The sequence below is a fragment of the Altericroceibacterium indicum genome (assembly GCF_009828105.1).
Classification (GTDB): domain Bacteria; phylum Pseudomonadota; class Alphaproteobacteria; order Sphingomonadales; family Sphingomonadaceae; genus Altericroceibacterium; species Altericroceibacterium indicum.
Window position 1 is genome coordinate 140,701 of sequence record NZ_WTYQ01000003.1, and the last position, 21,146, is coordinate 161,846.

The 21,146-nt window shown below is 57.1% G+C and carries 19 protein-coding genes; 16 read left to right on the forward strand and 3 right to left on the reverse strand.

The features are described from left to right. The first annotated feature begins 61 nt into the window (after nt 1-61). From GRI39_RS09140 to mdlC, 5 genes are all read left to right on the forward strand, one after another. On the forward strand, nt 62-1,492 hold the full coding sequence (locus GRI39_RS09140) for an NAD-dependent succinate-semialdehyde dehydrogenase (protein ID WP_160739411.1): 1,431 nt from the start codon (nt 62-64) through the stop codon (nt 1,490-1,492). Nucleotides 1,493-1,566: 74 nt separating this feature from the next. Continuing rightward, the gene (locus GRI39_RS09145; protein WP_160739412.1) at nt 1,567-2,625 is read left to right on the forward strand and encodes an amidohydrolase family protein; all 1,059 of its coding nucleotides are present in this window, start codon (nt 1,567-1,569) and stop codon (nt 2,623-2,625) included. A 24-nt stretch (nt 2,626-2,649) separates the two neighbouring features. Continuing rightward, nucleotides 2,650-3,507: an SDR family oxidoreductase gene (locus GRI39_RS09150; RefSeq protein WP_211371527.1), complete on the forward strand. Its 858-nt coding sequence runs from the start codon at nt 2,650-2,652 to the stop codon at nt 3,505-3,507. 120 nt (nt 3,508-3,627) lie between these two features. Next, entirely contained in the window at nt 3,628-5,262 is a 1,635-nt protein-coding gene (locus GRI39_RS09155) for an MFS transporter (RefSeq protein ID WP_246205005.1), read from the forward strand. After that, on the forward strand, nt 5,262-6,809 hold the full coding sequence (mdlC, locus tag GRI39_RS09160; RefSeq protein WP_160739413.1) for a benzoylformate decarboxylase: 1,548 nt from the start codon (nt 5,262-5,264) through the stop codon (nt 6,807-6,809). The genes GRI39_RS09155 and mdlC overlap by 1 nt, the downstream gene beginning before the upstream one ends. A gap of 26 nt (nt 6,810-6,835) precedes the next feature. Here mdlC and GRI39_RS09165 read toward each other — a convergent pair whose 3' ends face one another. Continuing rightward, entirely contained in the window at nt 6,836-7,297 is a 462-nt protein-coding gene (locus GRI39_RS09165) for a DUF3237 domain-containing protein (RefSeq protein ID WP_160739414.1), read from the reverse strand. A gap of 107 nt (nt 7,298-7,404) precedes the next feature. Here GRI39_RS09165 and GRI39_RS09170 point away from each other — a divergent pair, with 107 nt between their 5' ends. Then, the gene (locus GRI39_RS09170; RefSeq protein ID WP_160739415.1) at nt 7,405-9,066 is read left to right on the forward strand and encodes a GMC family oxidoreductase; all 1,662 of its coding nucleotides are present in this window, start codon (nt 7,405-7,407) and stop codon (nt 9,064-9,066) included. Between the two features lie 80 nt (nt 9,067-9,146). On the opposite strand, the gene GRI39_RS09175 is transcribed toward GRI39_RS09170, so the two are convergent. Next, nucleotides 9,147-10,628 (reverse strand): lignostilbene-alpha,beta-dioxygenase, encoded by a 1,482-nt coding sequence (locus tag GRI39_RS09175; RefSeq protein WP_160739416.1) that lies wholly within the window; start codon nt 10,626-10,628, stop codon nt 9,147-9,149. A gap of 107 nt (nt 10,629-10,735) precedes the next feature. On the opposite strand from GRI39_RS09175, the gene GRI39_RS09180 reads away from it, so the two are divergent. From GRI39_RS09180 to GRI39_RS09190, 3 genes are all read left to right on the forward strand, one after another. Next, on the forward strand, nt 10,736-11,158 hold the full coding sequence (locus GRI39_RS09180; protein WP_160739723.1) for a Saro_0803 family transcriptional regulator: 423 nt from the start codon (nt 10,736-10,738) through the stop codon (nt 11,156-11,158). A gap of 28 nt (nt 11,159-11,186) precedes the next feature. Continuing rightward, nucleotides 11,187-12,560 carry an MFS transporter gene (locus tag GRI39_RS09185; protein ID WP_246205006.1) on the forward strand — a complete coding sequence of 458 codons (1,374 nt, stop codon included), beginning with the start codon at nt 11,187-11,189 and terminating at the stop codon, nt 12,558-12,560. A 114-nt stretch (nt 12,561-12,674) separates the two neighbouring features. Further along, a complete protein-coding gene (locus tag GRI39_RS09190; RefSeq protein ID WP_160739417.1) occupies nt 12,675-13,781 on the forward strand; it encodes an S-(hydroxymethyl)glutathione dehydrogenase/class III alcohol dehydrogenase in 1,107 nt (368 codons plus the stop codon). Here GRI39_RS09190 and GRI39_RS09195 read toward each other — a convergent pair. Beyond that, complete coding sequence (locus GRI39_RS09195; RefSeq protein WP_160739418.1) at nt 13,778-14,107, reverse strand: hypothetical protein; 330 nt, start codon at nt 14,105-14,107, stop codon at nt 13,778-13,780. The two genes, GRI39_RS09190 and GRI39_RS09195, sit on opposite strands and share 4 nt — an antisense overlap. Nucleotides 14,108-14,258: 151 nt before the next feature. Here GRI39_RS09195 and GRI39_RS09200 point away from each other — a divergent pair, with 151 nt between their 5' ends. The 7 genes from GRI39_RS09200 to GRI39_RS09230 are packed head-to-tail and all read left to right on the forward strand — an operon-like array spanning nt 14,259 to nt 21,111. Beyond that, on the forward strand, nt 14,259-14,648 hold the full coding sequence (locus GRI39_RS09200; RefSeq protein WP_160739419.1) for a VOC family protein: 390 nt from the start codon (nt 14,259-14,261) through the stop codon (nt 14,646-14,648). 4 nt (nt 14,649-14,652) lie between these two features. Continuing rightward, nucleotides 14,653-15,492 (forward strand): S-formylglutathione hydrolase, encoded by an 840-nt coding sequence (gene fghA, locus GRI39_RS09205; RefSeq protein WP_160739420.1) that lies wholly within the window; start codon nt 14,653-14,655, stop codon nt 15,490-15,492. Beyond that, entirely contained in the window at nt 15,489-15,914 is a 426-nt protein-coding gene (locus tag GRI39_RS09210; RefSeq protein WP_160739421.1) for an NAD(P)H-dependent oxidoreductase subunit E, read from the forward strand. Before fghA ends, GRI39_RS09210 begins: the two co-directional genes overlap by 4 nt. Next, nucleotides 15,911-17,464, forward strand: coding sequence for an NADH-ubiquinone oxidoreductase-F iron-sulfur binding region domain-containing protein (locus GRI39_RS09215; protein ID WP_160739422.1), 1,554 nt, complete (start codon nt 15,911-15,913; stop codon nt 17,462-17,464). The genes GRI39_RS09210 and GRI39_RS09215 overlap by 4 nt, the downstream gene beginning before the upstream one ends. After that, entirely contained in the window at nt 17,461-17,991 is a 531-nt protein-coding gene (gene mobA, locus GRI39_RS09220; protein ID WP_160739423.1) for a molybdenum cofactor guanylyltransferase, read from the forward strand. Before GRI39_RS09215 ends, mobA begins: the two co-directional genes overlap by 4 nt. Further along, nucleotides 17,981-20,830, forward strand: a complete 2,850-nt coding sequence (fdhF, locus tag GRI39_RS09225) for a formate dehydrogenase subunit alpha (RefSeq protein ID WP_160739424.1) — start codon at nt 17,981-17,983, stop codon at nt 20,828-20,830. Before mobA ends, fdhF begins: the two co-directional genes overlap by 11 nt. Further along, a complete protein-coding gene (locus GRI39_RS09230; protein WP_160739425.1) occupies nt 20,827-21,111 on the forward strand; it encodes a formate dehydrogenase subunit delta in 285 nt (94 codons plus the stop codon). Before fdhF ends, GRI39_RS09230 begins: the two co-directional genes overlap by 4 nt. The last annotated feature ends 35 nt before the right edge of the window (nt 21,112-21,146 follow it).

Genomic DNA, 21,146 nt, shown 5'->3' on the forward strand with positions numbered 1-21,146 from the left:
CTGCAAGAATACGCATGATATAAGGCATCGAAATAGAACTGATGCAAACTGAGGAATGCAGATGAGCAATTATCCAGAACTCTATATGATGATTGATGGTGAGAAGGTAACCGGAGGCAATCGAGAGACCTTCAACGTCGTCAATCCAGCGACAGGAGAAACCATCGGAGCCTTGCCTCTGGCTGATGCGGCCGACCTTGATCGCGCTCTGGAGGTTGCGGAAAAAGGCTTCAAAATCTGGCGTAAATCCTCGCCTCAGGACCGCGCCAATGTGCTGCAGGGTGCGGCCAGACTGATGATGGAACGGCGCGAAGATCTGGCCCGCACGGCCACAATGGAACAGGGTAAGCCACTTGCCGAAGCACGCATCGAAGTGATGATGAATGTTGGCCTGTTCAATTTCTACGCAGGCGAAGTATTCCGCCTGTATGGCCGCGAACTGGTTCGCCCGGAAGGCACGCGCTCCACTGTCCGGCATGAACCTGTCGGTCCTGTAGCCGCTTTTGCACCGTGGAATTTCCCGCTCGGCAATCCGGGGCGCAAACTGGGCGCACCGATCGCAGCGGGTTGCTCTGTGATCCTGAAATCTGCCGAAGAAACGCCGGCTTCTGCGCTGGGCGTGCTGCAATGCCTGCTGGATGCGGGGCTTCCCAAGGAGGTGGCACAGGCTGTTTTTGGTGTGCCTGATGAAGTCAGCCGCCATCTGCTTGGCTCCCCCATCATCCGCAAACTCTCTTTCACCGGATCGACCGTAGTGGGTAAGCATCTGGCCCGTTTGGCGACGGAAAACATGCAGCGCACCACGATGGAATTGGGCGGACATGGCCCGGTTCTCGTGTTTGATGATGTAGATGTGGAGCGTGTGCTCAACACCGCTGTGGGCGGCAAATATCGCAATGCCGGGCAGGTTTGCGTCAGCCCGACGCGCTTTATCGTGCAGGAAAATGTCTTCGCCAAATTCCGCGATGGCTTTGTTGAACGCGCTCAGAAGATCAAAGTTGGTAATGGTCTGGATGACGATACGCAGATGGGGCCGATGGCCAATGCCCGGCGCCCTGAAGCCATTGACCGGCTGATCGCCAATGCCAAGGGAAAGGGCGCTATTCTCAACACTGGCGGGGAGCGGATTGGCAATCAGGGGTTCTTCTATGCCCCTTCTGTTCTGTCTGAAATTCCGCTTGATGCCAACATCATGAATGAAGAGCCTTTTGGCCCGGTAGCACTGATCAATCCCTTTAAAAATGAAGAGGATATGATCGCAGAAGCCAACCGCCTGCCATATGGTCTGGCGGCCTATGCCTGGACTGAAGACTATAAGCGCCAGCAGCGTCTCGGGGTGGAATTGGAAGCCGGAATGATCGGCATCAACAGCCATATGATTGGCGGATCGGATTCCCCCTTTGGCGGGGTCAAATGGTCCGGCCACGGCAGTGAAGATGGCCCAGAAGGCGTGCGCGCCTGCATGGTCACCAAGGCTGTTCACGAGGGGTAGAAAGGCACTGAACGGAGGCAAAGAGGGCCACAAAGACCTCTAAAGGTTCCAAGAAATAGGAGAGGATGCGCAGCATGACACAGACTGAACTCAAAACCGGAGGCGAGCGTGGCTATCTGCGCATCGCCACCGAAGAAGCCTTCGCCACCAGAGAATTGATCGAGGCGATCATGAAGCTGGTGAAAGATGGCAAAGCCGATAAGGGCACAGAAAGCCTGTGGGGCTTTTACGCTGCCAGCCCTTCAGAGCGGGCGCAGTGGATTATGGAAAGCCTCTATGATCTGAATGACAAACGCATCGCTGATATGGACCGGATGGGAATCGACAAGGCCATCCTGTCGCTCACCTCTCCCGGTGTGCAGCCCTTGTTTGATGTCGATCAGGCCAAGGGCATTGTCACCCGCGCGAATGATTTTCTGAAAGAACGCTGCGAAGCGCATCCTGATCGCTTCTATGGCACGGTGGCCGTGGTACCGCAGGACCCGGAATGGTCCGCTGAAGAAATCCGCCGAGGCAAGGAAGAGCTGGGTTTCCATGCGGTGATGGTGAACAGCCATACGCAGGGGCATTATCTGGATGAAGAACAGTTTGACCCCATCCTCAAAGCCTGTGTCGAATATGATCTGCCGCTTTATATCCATCCCCAGGGCCCGCCGGATAAGCTGATCGGCGATATGGTGGAAACCGGGCTTGATGGCGCAGTGTTCGGCTTTGGTGTGGAAACGAGCTATCATCTGCTCCGCCTCCTCACCATCGGCATTTTCGACAAATATCCGAGCCTTCAGATCATGGCCGGCCATGGCTGCGAAGCGCTGCCTTATTGGCTCTATCGCACCAATTACATGCATCAAGCCGGTGTGCGCTCCAACCGCTATAAGCGGATGAAGCCGTTGAAGCATGATCTGTTCTATTACATGCGCAACAATGTGCTGGGCACCACCAGCGGCCTGCCGTTTGAACCGGCAATCAAGCTGATGATCGAGGTTATGGGCGAAGACCGCGTGATGTACGCGATGGATTACCCATATGAATATGTCGCCGAAGAAGTGCGCATCATGGATAATCTTTCCATCCCCGATGCACAGAAGAAAAAGCTCATGCAAACCAACGCAGAGCGCTGGTTCAAACTGTAATTGAGCCCATCAGAGGAGAATTGTATGACGATCTATGGAGTAACCGGCGCAACCGGCAAACTCGGCCATTTCGTTCTTGATGAGCTTTTGCAGAAAGTGGCTGCCAAGGAAGTGGTGGCCTTTGCCCGCGATCCGGCCAAACTGGCGGATTACGCTGCAATGGGTGTGGATGTGCGCGCGGCCGATTATGATCAGCCCGAAAAACTGCCGGCCGCCTTTGATGGTGTGGACCGCCTGCTGCTGATTTCAGGCAGCGCACTGGGTGAGCGCCCCCGCCAGCATCAGGCCGTGATTGACGCGGCCAAGGCGGCGGGCGTGAGCTATATGGCCTATACCTCCATCCTCGATGCGCCGAACACGCCGATCAAGCTGGGCGAAGAACACCGCGCGACGGAAAAATCGCTCGCCGAAAGCGGGCTGACTTATGATCTGCTGCGCAATGGCTGGTATAATGAAAATTATATCGGCTCACTTGGCCCCCAGATCGAAGCCGGAGTGATTACCGGCGCTGCTGGCAAGGGCAAGATCTCCTCCGCTTCCCGGTCTGACCTTGCCGCTGGGGCCGCCACTGTGCTGGTCAACGGCAAGGGAGGTGACATCTATGAACTGGCAGGCGACACGGCCTGGACCATGGACGAATTTGCTGCCGAAGTATCCCGCCAGTCTGGCAAGCCGGTCAAATATGTCGATATGAGCGAAGCAGACTATACCCAATCACTTGAACAGGTGGGCCTGCCCGATTTCATCGCCAAAGTGGTCGCCAATTCGGGCTACAGCACCAGCAAGGATGCGCTGTTCAATGATAGCGGGACGCTGGGCAAACTGATCGGCCGTCCCACCACGCCCATCAGCCAGACCATTGCCAAGGCTTTGGGAAAATGATTCCCAACCGCCGAAGCTCATGACCATTTTGCCCTGCTGCCATCATCAAAAACTATAAGGCAGCGGGGCAGTGCAGCTTGAATATGTCAGGTGTAGCTGCAAAATTTCCAGAGGATGCCCATGGCGACACCCAATGCCGCAGCCCCGAAAATGGCTGCTTCCACCAAGGTCAGCCGAGCCGGCTGGTATGCGCTGACGCTCGTTTCGCTGACTCAGGCCATGAGCCTGCTCGATCGGCAAATCCTGTCGATTCTGGCCACCAACATCCGCGAAGACCTTCATATAGGCGATGCCGAACTGGGCCTGCTTTACGGCACGGTTTTTGCGCTGTTCTATGCGCTGTTCTCTTTACCTCTGGGGCGGCTGGCCGATGGCTGGTTGCGCGGCAAATTGCTCGCCATTTGCATCACTATCTGGTCATTTTCGGCAGGGCTGGCCGCCTTTGCCAGTGGCTTTGGCCTGCTCGCCATTTCACGCCTTGGTGTTGGCATCGGAGAAGCCGCCGCACAACCGGCTGGCAACAGTCTCATTTTCGATGAATTCCCCAAAGCCCGGCGCGGGATCGCCATGGCCGCCATGGCCATTGCTGTGGCAGTCGGGCTGGGCCTGTCGATGATTTTGGGCGGGATTGCTGCCGATTGGTGGGATAAAACCTACGCGCAAGGCAATGCCCCGCTTGGCTTTTCGGGCTGGCAATTTGCCTTCATCATCGCATCGCTTCCCGGCTTTATTCTCGCCATCCTGCTCTATCGGATGAAAGAACCCCGGCGCGGCGCGATGGAAGGGATTGAAAGCCCCAAAGATCCGCACCCATTCAAGGCCAGTGCCGCAATGCTGGGCGCAGTGACACCGGGCACCAATTGGTTCCTCCTCTGGCATCGCGGTGCCAGCAAAAAACAATGGACGATCAACCTTGTCGGCCTCGCGCTGATCGCCATTTTCGTGGTCAGTATGATTAGCTGGACACAGAGCTTTTCACCCCGCCCTCCGCTTGAAATCGGCAGCTTCCACCTCAACCCGCATGTCCTGCAATGGCTGGTGGTGGGTTTTGGCCTGTTTGTGGTGCTCAACCTGTTTCAAAGCTTCAAGCTGACCGACGCTCCTACCGCAGCAGTTGTCTTGTCCCCTTCCCTGCTCATGCTGATTTTGGTCGGCGGTTTGCAGACCGCCATCAATTATGGCGTGATGGGTTTCACACCGAGCTTTATCATGCGCTCCTATGGGTTAAGCGCAGGCGAGACGGGCTTGCAATTCGGCTTGCTGGCCGCCGCACTGGGAGTGATGGGGCCGCTGATCGCCGGGCCACTGACTGATCTGGTGAACAAACATCTGGCAGGCGCTGGCAGAGTGGGCCTTGCGCTCTTCTCTCTGGGGGCTTCGCCACTGCTCGCCATCTGGGTCTATAGTGCAGACACATCCGGTAGCTTCTACTTACGCTTCACACTTTACAGCCTGATCCTGACAATGTGGATGCCGCCGCTTTATTCCATGATGTATGATCTGGTGCTGCCCCGGATGCGCGGTGTAACCTCTTCGCTCTATATTATGGTTTCAACATTGCTTGGCCTGGGGATTGGCCCCTATGCCGTGGGCATGATCAGTGATGCCAATGGCGGCGATCTGGCCTCTGCCATTATATCGATCAATCTGGTTTCACCTGTTATCATCACCCTGCTGATCATCGTGATGATTCGTGTCAATCGCGATGAAGCCAGTGTGCTCGACCGGGCACGCGCTGCAGGAGAGAAAGTCTGATGCCCACCGTCCGCGAAGTCTCGTTCAAAATCTTTCAGCATTTCGGGGTCGACCGCCTGTTCGGCAATCCCGGCTCCACCGAATTGCCGATGCTGAAAGCAATGCCGGAAGGCTTCGACTATGTGCTGGGTCTCAATGAGGCAGTGGTGGTGGGCATGGCCGACGGTTTTGCCCGGTCCAGCGGGAAGCCAGCGCTGGTCAACCTCCACTCTTCGGCCGGGACGGGCCACGCACTGGGCAATCTCTTCACCGCCTTTCGCAATCATGCGCCGGTGGTGGTGACAGCAGGCCAGCAGGCGCGGTCCATCCTGCCCTATGACCCCTTCCTCTTTGCCGAACGAGCAACAGAATTTCCGCAGCCTTACGTCAAATGGGCGTGTGAACCGGCACGGGCTGAAGATGTGCCGCAAGCGCTGCTGCGCGCTTTCCATATCGCGCTGACCCCACCGATGGGGCCGGTTTTCGTCTCGATCCCGGTGGATGATTGGGACCGCGAATGCGAAATGCCGGGGCTGCCTGATCTTTCACTCGAAACTCTGGCTACACCCACCGGGCTGGATCGCCTCGCCGCTTTGCTCAACGAAGCCTCCCGTCCGGCGCTGGTCCTCGGCACCGGTACGGCGGATAGCCATGGCTGGGAGGGCGCTATTGCGCTCGCTGAAAAAAGCGGGGCGAGCGTGTGGGTCGCGCCTTTTGCAGCGCGTGAAGTTTTCCCGGAAAACCACCCGCAATTTGCCGGTTTCCTACCCGCCATGCGCGAAGATATTGTCCGCCTGCTGTCGGACCATGATGCCATCCTCGTCGCAGGCGCTCCGGTGTTCACCTATCATGTCGAAGGCAGCGGGCCGCATTGGCCGACCCATGCCAAGCTCGCCGCGTTGAGCGATACGCAAAGCCACCTCGCCGCCCTTCCCGGTGATGCGCTGGGTGTGCTGGGCAGTGTCGGCCCGGCGCTGGCAGCATTGGCGGACACAGTGAACCCCCGCAGCTTTGCAGGCAAGCAACACTCTCTCGACACGCCCGATGCTGAGATGACCGACCGCTATGTCCTGTCGCGTATTGCCGCGCTTCGGCCTGACAATGCTGTGGTGGTGGAAGAAGCGCCCACGGCGCGCGGTCCAATGCATGACAATTTGCCGATTCTACGCGAAGGAGGCTTCTTCACCTGCGCCAGCGGAGGGCTTGGCTATGGCCTGCCAGCTGCGATTGGCGCAGCTTTCGGGCAGAGCGACAAGGTGCTCGCCGTGCTGGGCGATGGCGGGGCGATGTACACTATTCAGGGCATCTATTCAGCCAAGCTCCATGATGCGAATATCAGCTTCCTGATTCTCAACAATTCACGCTATGCCGCGCTGCAAGGCTTTGCCAGCCACTTCGGGATGAATTCTGTGCCCGGCACCGATCTGGAAGGCATCGACTTTGTGAAGCTCGCCGAAGCGCAAGGTATCCCTGCCCGCAAGGTGGACGATACAAGCGATCTGGACGCAGCCCTTGCATGGAGCTTTGCCGCAGAAGGCCCGACCCTCGTCGATCTCAGGATCGCTTGAGAGCCGCGCCACATAAGAGTTGAAGGTCAGGTAACGCGCCAGACCCACAGCTTGATGCCAAATTCATAACGCGCGCCCGAGCAGATGAAGATCGACTTGTTCATCCAGTCATAGGGGCCTTCGGGCGCGATAAATTCGGGCACCGTGCGGAAGTAATATTCCGCCGGGTCCACCTCTTCCCCCGCTGCCAGCCGCGCCATCACATCGGGCGGGCCATGGCGTAATCCCCGATTGCGGATCTGAATAATCGCACCATCATCTGTCTCGATGGCATAGAGTGCATCAGCCACGGTCACACCATCGTGCCGGGTCAATTGCCAATCGGCCGAGCTGCCCATCAGCTTCCCGCTTATTTTCGGGCCTTTGACATAACCGCCCTCATTGATCGGAATGATCCGGCGGGTGCCATCCATCGTCTTGCCGATAGGTTTGGGGGCACCCAAATCGCCCCCCGCTTCATAGACAAACTCAAGTTCTGGCTTGATCATCTGGCATTTCTCCCAAAGAGTGGTAATGGATAAATAAACAAAAAACTGAGTGCACCGGGCGAACGAATCGCACGATTGCACTCAAAAAACAACGAGAGGAGTTTTGGATGGCTGCGGACCTTTACGCGGACTATGTCATTGTCGGGGCCGGAAGTGCCGGATGTGTTCTGGCTAATCGGTTGACAGAAAGCGGCAAATACAAAGTGGTTCTTCTGGAGGCGGGCGGGGATGATCGCCCGATGAAAGAACCGAGCCAGTTCATGTCCAACATGATGATCCACACGCCCATCGGCTTTGGCAAGACGCTGAATGATCCGAAGGTCAATTGGCTCTATGAAACCGAAGTGGATGAAGGCTCGGGCAATCGCAGCCACAAATGGCCTAAGGGCAAAGTGCTGGGCGGCTCCAGCTCAATCAACGGAATGCTCTATATTCGCGGTCAATCAGCCGATTATGACGGTTGGGCGCAATTGGGTGCACGTGGCTGGAGCTACGATGATGTCCTGCCCTATTTCCGCAAGAGCGAACATCAGGAGCGCGGTGAATGCGATGTGCATGGTTCAGGCGGCCCGCTCAATGTGGCTGACTTTTCTGAACACCACCCGGTAAGCGCCGCGCTGATTGACGCCTGCGTTGAAGCGGGCATCCCTTATCGCGATGATATTAACACCGGCGATCAGGAAGGTGTGAGCTGGTTCCAGCTGACCTGGAAGAAGGGCCGCCGCCATTCCGCCGCTGTGGGCTATCTGCATCCGGCGATGAAGCGCTCCAACCTCACGGTTGAAACCCGTGCGATGACCACGCGGATCATTTTCAACGGCAAGAAGGCTGTCGGCGTCGAATTCAATCAGCGCGGCGAAACGCGCAAAGTCATGGTCGGCCGCGAAGTCATCCTTGCCGCAGGTTCAGTGGAAAGCCCCAAGCTGCTGGAAATTTCCGGCGTTGGTCAGGGCGCGCTGCTGCAAAAGCTGGGTGTGAACGTGGTGCATGAATCACCTATGGTTGGTGAAAATCTGCAGGATCACTTCATGATCGGCTGTCAGGCCCGGCTGAAGGAAGATTGGCACTCGATCAACCACCTTTCGACCGGCCTCAATCTGGCCAAGGAGGTCGCCAAATACGGCCTTGGGCGTAAAGGCCTGCTTTCCTATCCGGTGGCGCATGGCACAGCCTTTGCCAAAACCCGGCCGGAACTGGAAAACCCCGACGTCCAAATTCACGTCATGGCGGCCAGCATGGACATTGCCGAACTCAACGCCACACAGGCCTTGCAGCTTGAAAAAGAACCCGGCCTTGCGTCCAACCCTTGCCAGTTGCGGCCAGAATCGCGCGGCTCGATCCACGCAAGAACACCCAATGGCAATGACCACCCTTCGATCACGCCGAACTATCTGTCCGATCCGCTGGATCGGGAATCGGCCGTGGCTCAGCTCAAGCTGGTTCGCAAAATCTGGCAGCAGCCAGCTTTGATCCCGTATCTGAAAGAGCCGGGTGACCCGTTTGGTGATACGGATGATCAGATGCTGGAATATGCCAAGATCGCAGGGGGCACGCTTTATCACCCGGTCGGCACGGTGGCGATGGGTCCAGATGATCGCGCGCCGCTGACGCCTGACCTCAAGGTGCGCGGTGTAGAAGGCCTGCGCGTGATTGACGCATCGGTGATGCCGAAAATCATTTCCGGCAACACCAATGCCCCCACCATCATGATCGGTGAAAAGGGCGCAGACCTGATCCTGCAGGATGCGCGTGAAACCGTGATGGCCTGAGCCATCCATCACTGACATAGAAAAGGGCCGCTCCGGATGATACGGAGCGGCCCTTTCTCTTTCTTTTGGGTTTAACCCAGTCAGGCGGGAACAGCTTCTTTCAGGCCAATCGCTTCGGACGTAGCGAAATTGCCATGCAGGCCAAAACGCAGGCGAACCGGCACATTGATCGTTGCCACAGGCCCCTTTTCAATATCGAGCGCGTCGAAAATCAACAGATCAGAACGGCGCTCTTCCAGCCGGTTGCAGACTTGCACAATCCAGCCATCCCCTTCCGGTGCATCGGCTGTCCGGGGGATAAAGCAGGGTTCCTGCAAAGAACTGACCGGGCCGCACCACCAATGCTGTTCATCTCCCGTTTCAAGGTCTTTGAGGAAAAGGCAGTTCATCAACAGGCCTCCTGCACTGCCCCCCTTCAATTCCACCGGGCGGCGCATGTCCATTTCCAAGCCCCAGCCATAACGGTTCTTCTTGCCGGTGAAGCGGTCATCAATCCGGGGAAATTCGGAGGCTGTTTCAGTCAGCGGTGTGATCGAATCAAATTCTTCCCCATTGGAGGCCATGTCGACTGTCCAGCGGGTGAGCTTGCTCATCGCTTCCATTCCGTTGAACGGTTCGCCATGCACATCAGGGAAGAAGGGGAACATATTGTTCTTGGCTTCCGGCGTCACGAAGTGAACCTTCGTGCCTTCCTGCCAGGCGTTGAGCACATGGCTGGCAAAGCAATTGTTACGTTTGAACCAGCGAATATCGTCCTGCTGCACATCATCGCGGCGTGGAATGATGCCAAGATACACCGGCATCGTGGTGTCAAAACCGAAATGCGGCAGGCCTTTTTCAAGCCGTTCCCAACTGCCGATGGATGGGACTATGTGGAGTACCAGATAATCCGGCGTAACCGCGAAATCGTGCATCATGCAATAATAAGGCACCTTGAACCACACTTCGCGGATCAGTTCGCCTTGCGGGTTCACTTCATAATAGGTCACATCATCGCTGCACAGCCCACTGGCCGCATAGCCAATGGCGACCATATTGCCGGTGTCCGGGTCAATTTTGGGGTGTGCGGTAAAGGTTTCCCCGGTCATCTTGCCGTCGAATTTCTCGAACCCTTCAGTCTCCATCGTAACCGGGTCCATGATGAGCGCAGGGCTATCTTCCTTCATGGCCCATAATTTGCCGGCGTATATCCATGCATTGGTGTTGGCGGTGGAGCGGTAAATACCCTTGGCGGCTGGGTCATCCGTCAACGGATTACGGTAAGCGCCGAACAGTCCACGGCCTGCTTCCCGCTCCGCTTTCCACTTATCCGTATGTGCCCAGCGCTGCTTGAAATCGCATTGCCCGTTATGGATGTGAAAGCGGGTAATCATTCCATCACCATTGAAGGCGATGTCATCCCCCAGATAGGGCGGAAATTGCGGATCGGGCTGCACCCGATAGAAGGCACCGTCGATTTCTTTGGGAATTTCCCCTTCATGCGCAAGGTCGCGAATATCCGCCTCAACACGCGAAGGTGTGTTAAATCCGGTGAAATTTGGATTGTCCGGGAAATGTACCATTTTTTATCCTCTCCTTGCGCCGAATTGTATGCTTCACTAACGAATTAGCAAGATCAAAGACGCGGGGCAGGGGATCATTAGTGAAAGAGCGTGGCAGTTTAGTGGAAATGGATAAAATAGAGGGGCTGAATGACATCGTCGGATTTCACATTCGTCTCGCTCATGGCGCAGTAAACAGGCACTTTACGGAGACTTTTGCTGATCTGGACCTCACGCAAAAGCAGGTCTCTGTCCTGTGGCTGACAGACGATCATCCGGGCATTTCCCAGATCGATCTTGGCCGTGAATTACAGATGGATCGGGCCACCACCATGACCATCGTCAACCGCTTGCAGCAAAGAGACTTTATCCGGCGCGAACGCAGTCTGACAGATGGTCGCAAGCAGGCTCTGCATCTTACGGATGAAGGGCGAACGGCTTTAAGCGCCGCGAAACAATGTATCGCTCAACATGAAGCATGGCTAAAAAGTCGACTAAAACCGAGCGAAATTGAGAAATTAGTGGAAATGCTGAGCCGAATACACGATTGAGCGGCCGAGTGAGGGAGAGAACAGAATAATGGCTAGCACCGCCACGACGATGAATGATCCACGTATCATCATTGACGAAAATCCGATGAGCCTGCGCCAATGGGCCGTGGTCGTCATCATGATTATGCTGAATGCGCTGGATGGGTTCGACGTTTTGTCGAGCGCCTTTGCAGCGCCAGGCATTTCGGCTGAATGGGGCGTTCCACGCAGTGAATTGGGCATTGTTCTGTCCGCCGAACTGGTGGGTATGGGCGCCGGTTCTGTGCTGCTGGGCGGGATGGCTGACCGCTTCGGGCGCAAGCTTACCATGCTGGCCTGTCTGGTGGTGATGGCCATCGGCATGTATTTCGCCCATGCGGCAAGCGGTGTCACACCGCTGACCTTGTGGCGTTTCCTCACCGGCATCGGCATCGGTGGTATGCTGGCGGCGACCAATGCTGTGGTGGCCGAAACCACCAGCAAATCCAGCCGCAGCATCGCGATGGCGCTCTATGTTATCGGCTACCCCTTGGGCGGCGTGATTGGCGGTTTTGCGGCACAAGCATGGCTGCTGCAAGTCTATGACTGGCGTGCTGTGTTCCTGTTCGGCGCTGTTGTCACCGCCATTATGATCCCGCTCGTGATGCTGATCGTTCCTGAAACTCCAGCCTATTTCACCGCCCGGCGCGGGGATGGGGCAGTGGCCAAGATCAACCGCGCTTTGCGTGCCTTTGGCAAACCACAAATCACGGAATTGAAAGCCATCTCCACCAGCGCACCCAAGCCCAAAGTGTCAGATATCCTGACCAATTCGCGGCTACGTCCGGTCACGCTGCTGCTGGCTTTTGGCTATATGTTCCACACCATCACCTTCTATTACATCCTGAAATGGGCGGTAAAGATTGTGGCTGATGCTGGCTTCTCACAGCCAGAAGCAGCCAGCACCCTCACCTATGCCAATATTGGCGGGGCAATTGGCGGACTGATCTTCGGCTTTCTAATGAAGCGCTGGCAGATCCGTGGGCCAACCATCGCCATGCTGCTGCTGGGTGTGGTTGCGGTGACTGCCTTCGGCTATGGGCAGGACACATTGTGGGGCTGGCGCATGATGGCCTTCTTCGCAATGTTCACCACCAATGCTGCCATCGTGGGTTATTATTCTGCCTTTGCACTGGGCTTCCCTGCCTATGCCCGGGCGACCGGCACGGGCTTTGTGCTGGGTGTGGGCCGTTTGGGCGCAGCAAGTTCACCGATCATCGCAGGCTTCCTGTTTGATGCATTGGGCAATGATAATTTGCTGCCAGTGTCGGCGATCATGGCCATGGGCTCGGTCATTTCCGCTATCTTGTTCATGCTGCTACCGCTGCGTGATGGTGATGCGGATTTGGGAGACAAGCCAGCCGATCCGAAGGAGGCTGTCTGATCATTCTCTTGCCGAGTATTACCAGTCTGGAAGCCCCTTCTGGCTGGTATACGGCAAGCAGAAAGACCTCTATGGGCCAAGACATTCAAACGCATTGATAAGATGAGGTAACCCATGAAAACCCGCGCAGCAGTCGCATTTGAAGCTAAAAAACCACTCGAAATTGTCGAGTTGGATCTAGACGGCCCCAAGGCGGGCGAAGTGCTGATCGAAATCATGGCGACCGGTATTTGCCACACCGATGCCTACACGCTGGACGGGCTGGATTCCGAAGGCCTGTTCCCGAGCGTTCTGGGCCATGAAGGTGCAGGGATTGTGCGCGAAGTGGGCGCTGGTGTGACCTCGGTGGTGCCCGGCGATCACGTGATCCCGCTCTACACGCCTGAATGCCGCCAGTGCAAAATGTGCCTGTCGGGCAAAACCAACCTGTGTTCCGCGATCCGCGAAACGCAAGGCAAAGGCTTAATGCCTGATGGCACCAGCCGCTTTTCCTACAAGGGCCAGACCATCTATCACTATATGGGCTGCTCCACCTTCTCCAACTTCACGGTGCTGCCGGAAATCGCCGTCGCCAAAATCCGTGAAGACGCGCCTTTCCAGACCTCTTGCTATGTAGGCTGCGGGGTCACCACCGGGGTGGGCGCAGTGGTCAACACAGCGCAGGTCAAGCCGGGTGACAATGTGGTGGTCTTTGGCCTTGGCGGGATTGGCCTCAACGTTATTCAGGGTGCCAAGATGGCCGGGGCGGACCGGATTGTCGGCGTCGACATCAACAACGACAAGGAAGAATGGGGCCGCAAATTCGGGATGACCGATTTTGTGAATCCCAAGCAGGTCGGCAATGTGGTCGAACATCTGGTTAATATGCTGGATGGCGGCGCGGATTATTCCTTTGATTGCACCGGCAACACCACGGTGATGCGTCAGGCGCTGGAATGCTGCCACAAGGGCTGGGGCACCTCCATCGTGATCGGTGTGGCCGAAGCCGGCGCAGAAATTTCAACCCGGCCCTTCCAGCTCGTGACGGGCCGCAACTGGCGCGGCAGTGCCTTTGGCGGAGCCAAGGGCCGTACCGATGTCCCCAAGATTGTCGACTGGTATATGAACGGCAAAATCCAGATCGACCCGATGATCACCCATGTGCTGACCCTTGATGAAATCAACAAGGGCTTTGACCTCATGCATGCCGGCGAAAGCATCCGCTCCGTCGTCGTGTATTAAAGACATACTATTGTGCAGACCGGCACACTGTCGGTCTGCAAATAAGGAGAAAGACGATTTTCAGGCACATCGTTCTTGGCACTGACAATGTCGAACAAGCGCGCAAATTTTATGACGCGACGCTTCAGGCAATCGGCATTCCTGCTGCAAAAATCGACTCCCAGGGCCGGCTCCTTTACGAGCAGAATGGACAGATATTTATCGTCGGCAAACCCATCAATGGTGAACCGGCCACCTATGCCAATGGCGGCACCATCGGCTTTATCGCCCCTAGTACTCAAGCCGTGCATGATTGGCATCGACTGGGCCTCGAAAATGGCGGACATTTTTGTGAAAATCAGCCGACTACCCGCATTTCACCTGCCACTGGCCTGGAGGTCGATGTGGCTCATCTGCGCGATCCGGCTGGCAACAAGCTCTGCGTTGTGCATGAAATAAAGCCAAGCGCCTGAATCTCTCGCAATAAAGGAAACCCCCATGTTCAATCATCTCTACATCGGCGCCAATGATATGGCCGCCTCGCGCAAATTCTACGATGCGGTGATGGCCGTTCTCGGTCAGGATGCACCGATTGACCTGCCCAATGGTGCCGTCGCTTATCCAACCGCAGGCGGCACTTTCATCGTGAATAAGCCAGCCAATGGCGAAGAAGCGCCCGCCTACAACGGCTTCACATTGGGGCTGAAAGCTGCCGATTATGATACGGTTGAAGCCTTCCACAAGGCAGGCCTTGCCAATGGCGGCAGCGATGCGGGTGAACCCGGCTTCCGCGCCAATTCCCCCGGCAATATGTATGGCGCTTATCTGCGCGATCCAGCCGGACACAAGATCTGCGCCTTTGCCCCGAATACGGGCGACAGGGATTGATCTGATGACATTGGATGTGGTCAGCGAAAACCGGAGCTTTGGCGGCACGCAAGGTGTTTACAAGCACAGCTCTTCCCAAACCGGCACGGAAATGACCTTTGCGGTCTTCGTGCCGGACCATGTTGAGGGCACGAAGCTGCCCGTATTGTGGTATCTTTCCGGTCTCACCTGCACCCACGCCAATGTCATGGAAAAGGGCGATTATCGTCAGTTCTGTGCTGAATATGGCATCATCTTCGTCGCGCCGGATACGTCCCCGCGCGGCGAAGATGTGCCCGATGATGAAGCCTATGATTTCGGTAAAGGTGCAGGCTTCTATGTCGATGCGACAGAGGAACCCTGGGCTAAACATTACCGGATGCGCTCCTATATCGAGGAAGAACTGCCCGATCTGATCGCGGCGAATTTCCCGGTCGATATGGAACGGCAGGGCATCACCGGCCATTCAATGGGAGGCCATGGCGCACTGACGATTGCCCTGCGCAACCCGGAACGGTTCCGATCCGTCAGCGCCTTTGCGCCCATCACCAGCCCGCTCAACTGCCCTTGGGGTGACAAGGCCCTGCCCGGCTATCTGGGTGACGATCAGGCTCTATGGCGCGAATATGATGCTGTGGCGCTGATTGAAGATGGTGCGCGCATCGCCGATGTGCTGGTCGATCAGGGCACAGCCGATAATTTTCTGGAAGAACAGCTGAAAACCCCGCTGCTGGTTCAAGCCTGTGACAAAGCGGGCATCGCTGCCACCATCCGGATGCAGGAAGGCTATGACCATTCCTATTATTTCATTTCGACCTTTATGGGCGATCACATCGCCTGGGCTGCTGAAAGGCTGAAAAAGTGAGCAAGGAACAGCGCCTCAGCGAAATCATCGCAGAGCATCAGAGCCGTGAAGGGCCGCTGATGCCGATCTTGCATGATGTGCAAGCCGAATTTGGCTGCGTAGACGCTGATAGCGAGCGGATCATCGCCGCAGGCCTCAACCTCAGCCGCGCCGAAGTGCATGGGGTGGTGAGCTTCTATCACGATTTTCATGGAGAGCCTGATGCGCGCCCGGTGGTGCAGATCTGCCGTGCCGAAGCCTGCAAATCGCGCGGCGTTGAAGCGCTGATCGCGGATGCAGAAGCCGCCGCTGGCACCCGCGTCAAACTGGCCACTGTCTATTGCCTTGGCCTGTGTTCGGTCGGCCCCAATGCCCGCATTGGTGACGATCTCCACGCCCGCCTTGATTCAGACCGCCTCAAAAAGCTGATCGAAACCGTATGACCCTTGTTCGTATCTCCGATGACGCCCTCGCCCGCGCTTGCGGCGCTGATGCTCTGGCTGCGGCTTTTGAACAGCACGGCTGCACCGTTCACCGCGTCTCCAGTTGGGGGATGCAATGGCTTGAACCGCTGGTAGAGATTGATGGCAAGGGCTTTGGCCCCGCCACGCTGGACGATGTGGCGGCTATTCTGGACGGCACCAGTGACCTTGCCATCGGCGTCATCGAAGACCATCCCTTCATCGCCAAACAGCAGCGCCTGACCTTCGCCCGCGCTGGCAAGACCCGCCCTACAAGCCTCGAAGATTACGCAGCCACCGGCGGGTGGAACGGGTTGAAACGTGCGCGCGAAATCGGGCCGGAACAAATTGTCGAAGAAGTGCTCCATTCCGGCCTGCGGGGCCGTGGCGGGGCAGGTTTCCCGGCGGGCATCAAATGGCGCACCGTCGCCGCTGCACCGGGATCGCAAAAATATATCGTCGCCAATGCCGATGAAGGCGATAGTGCCACTTTCGCTGACCGGATGGTGATGGAAGGCGACCCTTACGCTCTGATCGAAGGCATGGCGATTGCCGGGCAAGCCGTGGGTGCCGATCAGGGCTATGTCTATCTACGCAGCGAATATCCCGATGCTATCGCCAAGATGAACCGGGCGCTGGAATTGTGCGCAGACATCATCGCGCCGTTCCAATGCGAAGTGCGCGTGGGCGCTGGGGCCTATGTCTGCGGCGAAGAAACTTCGCTCCTCAACAGCCTTGAAGGCAAACGCGGTGAAGTGCGCGCCAAACCGCCGCTTCCGGCTCTCGAAGGGCTGTTTGGCAAGCCGACGGTGGTGAACAACATCCTCACCCTCGCCGCTGTGCCCCATATCCTGGGGCAAGGCGGCGCCAATGATTATGAAGCGCTTGGTATGGGGCGCTCCAAAGGCACCATGCCGATCCAGCTTGCCGGAAATATCAAACATGGCGGACTGTATGAAACCGCTTTTGGCATCACTCTGGGCGAGCTGGTGAACGATATTGGCGGCGGCACCCAATCGGGCCGTCCGGTAAAAGCAGTGCAGGTCGGCGGGCCATTGGGCGCCTATCTCCACCCCGATCAGTTCGACATCAAATTCGACTATGAAGAATATACCGCCAGCGAAGCGCTGATCGGCCATGGCGGCATCACCGTGTTTGACGATAGCGCGGATATGGGCGGCATGGCCCGTTTCGCCATGGAATTCTGCGCGGCGGAAAGCTGCGGCAAATGCACGCCCTGCCGGATTGGTTCGGTGCGCGGGGTCGAAATTATTGACCGGATGCGCGCAGGCCGCAAGCGGGACACACTCGAACGCCAGCCGCAAATGCACAACACGCCAAAGCAGGATCGTTCAGCCGAAGATGAAGTCACCCTGCTGGCTGATCTTTGCGATGTGATGAAATCCTCTTCACTTTGCGCATTGGGCGGCTTCACCCCCTATCCGGTATTGAGCGCCATGCGCCACTGGCCTGAAGATTTCAGCGACAATCCTGACAGTGTGCGCAATGCGCTTGATCGGGTCGGCACATGATTTTGGGCGTGGTTCTGGCAGGCGGCCTCTCGACCCGCTTCGGCAGCGATAAGGCGCTGGCGGAACTTGGCGGCCATACGCTGCTCACTCGCGCAGTAGATGCACTGTCCGGCTGGTGCGAAATGGTGGTGATTGCAGGTCGGGAAACCGGCCCCGCCCCTTGCATCCCGGACTGGCCTCATCCCGGCATGGGTCCGCTCGGCGGGATCGCAGCGGGCCTGCGATACGCGCAGGATATGGATTATGAAACGGTGCTGACCTGCGGGGTGGATTCGCTGAACCTGCCTGCCAATTTGCTGGAACTGCTGTCTCCTGCCCCTGCATCTCTCGAAAGCCAGCCGGTGATTGGTCACTGGCCCGCAAACGCCGCCACGGCGGTGGAGGCGATCCTTGAAGGCAGCGGCAAACATTCCATGCGCGCATTTGCTGAAAAGATTGGCGCAACACCGGTGAAAAGCACGCATAAAACTGCTAATATCAACACGCAGGCGGATCTGAACGCGGCGGAGAAAAATTATGGGTTATGAGAGGCAAAAGGATTTCGGCACCCCCCGGGTCAAGTCTGAAAAACACGTCACGCTGACCATTGATGGCCGCGCGGTCACAGTGCCAGAGGGCACTACCGTCATGCGTGCGGCCTCCGAAATCGGCAGTTCGATCCCCAAACTCTGCGCGACAGACAATTTGAAGCAATTCGGCTCCTGCCGCTTATGCCTGGTTGAAATCGAAGGCGCGCGCGGCACACCGGCAAGCTGCACCACACCCGCCGCTGAAGGCATGGTGGTCAAAACCCAGACCCCGCGACTCGACAAATTGCGCAAAGGGGTGATGGAGCTGTATATCTCCGATCACCCGCTCGATTGCCTCACCTGCTCGGCCAATAATGATTGCGAACTTCAGGATCAGGCCGCCGCCGTTGGTCTGCGCGATGTCCGCTATGGCTATGAAGGGGCCAACCACCTCGCCGAGCCGACCGATCATTCCAACCCCTATTTCGACTTCGACCCGAGCAAATGCATTGTCTGTTCACGCTGCGTGCGGGCTTGCGATGAAGTGCAAGGGACGTTTGCACTCACCATTGATGGGCGCGGCTTTGGCTCTGAAGTCAGCGCGGGCCAGACGCTGGATAATTTCATGTCCAGCGAATGCGTCAGTTGCGGGGCCTGTGTTCAGGCCTGCCCGACCGCGACCTTGCAGGAAAAAAGCGTCAAGAAAATCGGCAAGCCTGAACGCGCGGTGGTCACCACTTGCGCCTATTGCGGCGTGGGCTGCACCTTCCGCGCCGAAATGCGCGGGGAACAGCTTGTCCGCATGGTGCCTTACAAGGATGGCAAAGCCAATCGTGGCCATTCCTGCGTAAAGGGCCGCTTTGCCTGGGGTTACGCCAACCATCAGGACCGCATCACCCGCCCTATGGTGCGCGACAATATCGACCAGCCTTGGCGCGAAGTGAGCTGGGAAGAGGCCCTGAGCTTCTCCGCCAACAAGCTGAACCAGATCAAGCGCGATCATGGAGCGCGGGCGTTGGGGGGCATCACTTCCAGCCGCTGCACCAATGAAGAAACTTTTCTGGTACAAAAGCTCATCCGGGGCGGCTTTGGTTCAAACAATGTCGATACTTGCGCCCGCGTTTGCCATTCCCCAACCGGCTACGGATTGAAAACCACTTTCGGCACGTCAGCCGGGACGCAAGATTTTGATTCAGTCGAAGATTCTGACGTGATTCTGGTGATCGGAGCCAACCCGACCGATGGCCACCCGGTTTTCGGCAGCCGTATGAAGCAGCGCCTGCGCCAGGGTGCCAAGCTGATCGTGATCGATCCGCGCCGGATTGACCTTGTCAAATCTCCGCATATCAAGGCAGCGCATCATTTGCCGCTGCAACCGGGCACCAATGTCGCCTTGCTCACCGCCATGGCGCATGTGATTGTGAGCGAAGGGCTGGCCGATGAAGAATTCATCCGTACGCGTTGCGATTGGGATGAATATCAGGATTGGGCGCGTTTCGTGTCGCAAGACAAGAACAGCCCTGAAGTGCTCGAAGGGGTCACCCGTGTGCCTGCACAAAGCGTGCGGGAAGCCGCACGGCTCTATGCCACCGGCGGCAATGGCGCGATCTACTATGGCCTCGGCGTAACCGAACACAGCCAAGGATCTTCCACCGTGATGGCGATTGCCAACCTTGCGATGGTGACCGGCAATATCGGGCGCAAGGGCGTCGGCGTGAACCCGTTGCGCGGGCAGAACAATGTGCAAGGAGCCTGCGATATGGGCAGCTTCCCGCATGAATTGCCCGGATACCGCCATATTTCCGATGCCGACACTCGCGCCTTGTTTGAAAAGGATTGGGGCGTCACACTTGATCCTGATCCCGGTTTTCGCATCAACAATATGCTCGATGCCGCCGTGGATGGCGAATTCCGCGCGATCTACATTCAGGGCGAAGATATTCTCCAGTCCGATCCCAACACCCAGCATGTCGCCGCCGGGCTTGAAGCGATGGAACTGGTGATTGTCCATGATCTCTTCCTCAATGAAACCGCCAATTACGCGCATGTGTTTTTGCCGGGTTCGACCTTCCTCGAAAAAAACGGCACTTTCACCAATGCAGAACGGCGGATTCAACCCGTTCGCAAGGTGATGGAACCCGCCAATGGGATGGAAGATTGGGAAGTGACGCAGGCGCTGGCCAATGCGCTTGGCCTTGGCTGGAGCTATACCCATCCTTCTGAAATTCTCGACGAAATCGCTCGTCTGACGCCAAGCTTTGCCGGGGTTTCATGGGACCGGCTGGAGCGCGAAGATTCGCTGCAATGGCCTGTAAATGAAGAATTTCCTGATGGCGCGCCGGTCATGCATGTGGATGGTTTCGTGCGCGGCAAGGGCAAATTCGTTGTCACCGATTATGTGCCGACGGATGAGAAAACCGGCCCGCGTTTCCCACTGCTACTGACCACCGGGCGTATTCTCAGCCAGTATAATGTGGGTGCGCAAACCCGGCGGACCGCCAATGTGGAATGGCACCCGGAAGATTTGCTGGAAATGCACCCATCGGACGCGGAAAACCGGGGCCTGAATGATGGGGACTGGACCACGCTGAAAAGCCGGACGGGTGAGACGACATTGCGCGTCAAAGTCACCGACCGGGTGGCTCCGGGCGTGGTTTACACCACATTCCACCATCCTGCGACGCAGGCCAATGTGGTCACCACTGATTTCTCCGACTGGGCCACGAATTGCCCGGAATATAAGGTGACAGCGGTGCAGGTAATGCCATCGAACGGCCCGTCTGACTGGCAGGAAGAATATACCGACCTGTCCCAGAAATCCCGCCGAATTGCAGGCGAAATGGAGCCTGCGGAATGAGCGGGAGCACAATTGAAACGCTGCGCCGCATGGCCAATCAGATCGCCCGGAATTTCGAGATTATGGGCCATGTTGATGCGGTGGAAGCGACTGCTGACCATATCAATATGTTCTGGGACCCGCGGATGAAAAAGCAGATCTTTGGCGATGGCGGGCAAGACCTTTCTCCCATCGCCAAAGCGGCAATTGAAGAGCTGGCACAGGGCGAGATTCCCGCGCATCAAACCCGGGCGACCGAGTTCAATGCGGTAGACGATATCGGGCAGTCTGACGCTGGCTGAGATCACCCAAATTTGCGCTGACTTAACGGCCCAGC

Excerpts from the sequence above, each read along its gene's own strand:
- GRI39_RS09140 (WP_160739411.1), top strand. The coding sequence starts at position 62 with ATGAGCAATTATCCAGAACTCTATATGATGATTGATGGTGAGAAGGTA.
- GRI39_RS09145 (WP_160739412.1), top strand. The coding sequence starts at position 1,567 with ATGACACAGACTGAACTCAAAACCGGAGGCGAGCGTGGCTATCTGCGC.
- GRI39_RS09150 (WP_211371527.1), top strand. The coding sequence starts at position 2,650 with ATGACGATCTATGGAGTAACCGGCGCAACCGGCAAACTCGGCCATTTC.
- GRI39_RS09155 (WP_246205005.1), top strand. The coding sequence starts at position 3,628 with ATGGCGACACCCAATGCCGCAGCCCCGAAAATGGCTGCTTCCACCAAG.
- mdlC (WP_160739413.1), top strand. The coding sequence starts at position 5,262 with ATGCCCACCGTCCGCGAAGTCTCGTTCAAAATCTTTCAGCATTTCGGG.
- GRI39_RS09165 (WP_160739414.1), bottom strand. The coding sequence starts at position 7,297 with ATGATCAAGCCAGAACTTGAGTTTGTCTATGAAGCGGGGGGCGATTTG.
- GRI39_RS09170 (WP_160739415.1), top strand. The coding sequence starts at position 7,405 with ATGGCTGCGGACCTTTACGCGGACTATGTCATTGTCGGGGCCGGAAGT.
- GRI39_RS09175 (WP_160739416.1), bottom strand. The coding sequence starts at position 10,628 with ATGGTACATTTCCCGGACAATCCAAATTTCACCGGATTTAACACACCT.
- GRI39_RS09180 (WP_160739723.1), top strand. The coding sequence starts at position 10,736 with ATGGATAAAATAGAGGGGCTGAATGACATCGTCGGATTTCACATTCGT.
- GRI39_RS09185 (WP_246205006.1), top strand. The coding sequence starts at position 11,187 with ATGGCTAGCACCGCCACGACGATGAATGATCCACGTATCATCATTGAC.
- GRI39_RS09190 (WP_160739417.1), top strand. The coding sequence starts at position 12,675 with ATGAAAACCCGCGCAGCAGTCGCATTTGAAGCTAAAAAACCACTCGAA.
- GRI39_RS09195 (WP_160739418.1), bottom strand. The coding sequence starts at position 14,107 with ATGTCCGCCATTTTCGAGGCCCAGTCGATGCCAATCATGCACGGCTTG.
- GRI39_RS09200 (WP_160739419.1), top strand. The coding sequence starts at position 14,259 with ATGTTCAATCATCTCTACATCGGCGCCAATGATATGGCCGCCTCGCGC.
- fghA (WP_160739420.1), top strand. The coding sequence starts at position 14,653 with ATGACATTGGATGTGGTCAGCGAAAACCGGAGCTTTGGCGGCACGCAA.
- GRI39_RS09215 (WP_160739422.1), top strand. The coding sequence starts at position 15,911 with ATGACCCTTGTTCGTATCTCCGATGACGCCCTCGCCCGCGCTTGCGGC.
- mobA (WP_160739423.1), top strand. The coding sequence starts at position 17,461 with ATGATTTTGGGCGTGGTTCTGGCAGGCGGCCTCTCGACCCGCTTCGGC.
- fdhF (WP_160739424.1), top strand. The coding sequence starts at position 17,981 with ATGGGTTATGAGAGGCAAAAGGATTTCGGCACCCCCCGGGTCAAGTCT.
- GRI39_RS09230 (WP_160739425.1), top strand. The coding sequence starts at position 20,827 with ATGAGCGGGAGCACAATTGAAACGCTGCGCCGCATGGCCAATCAGATC.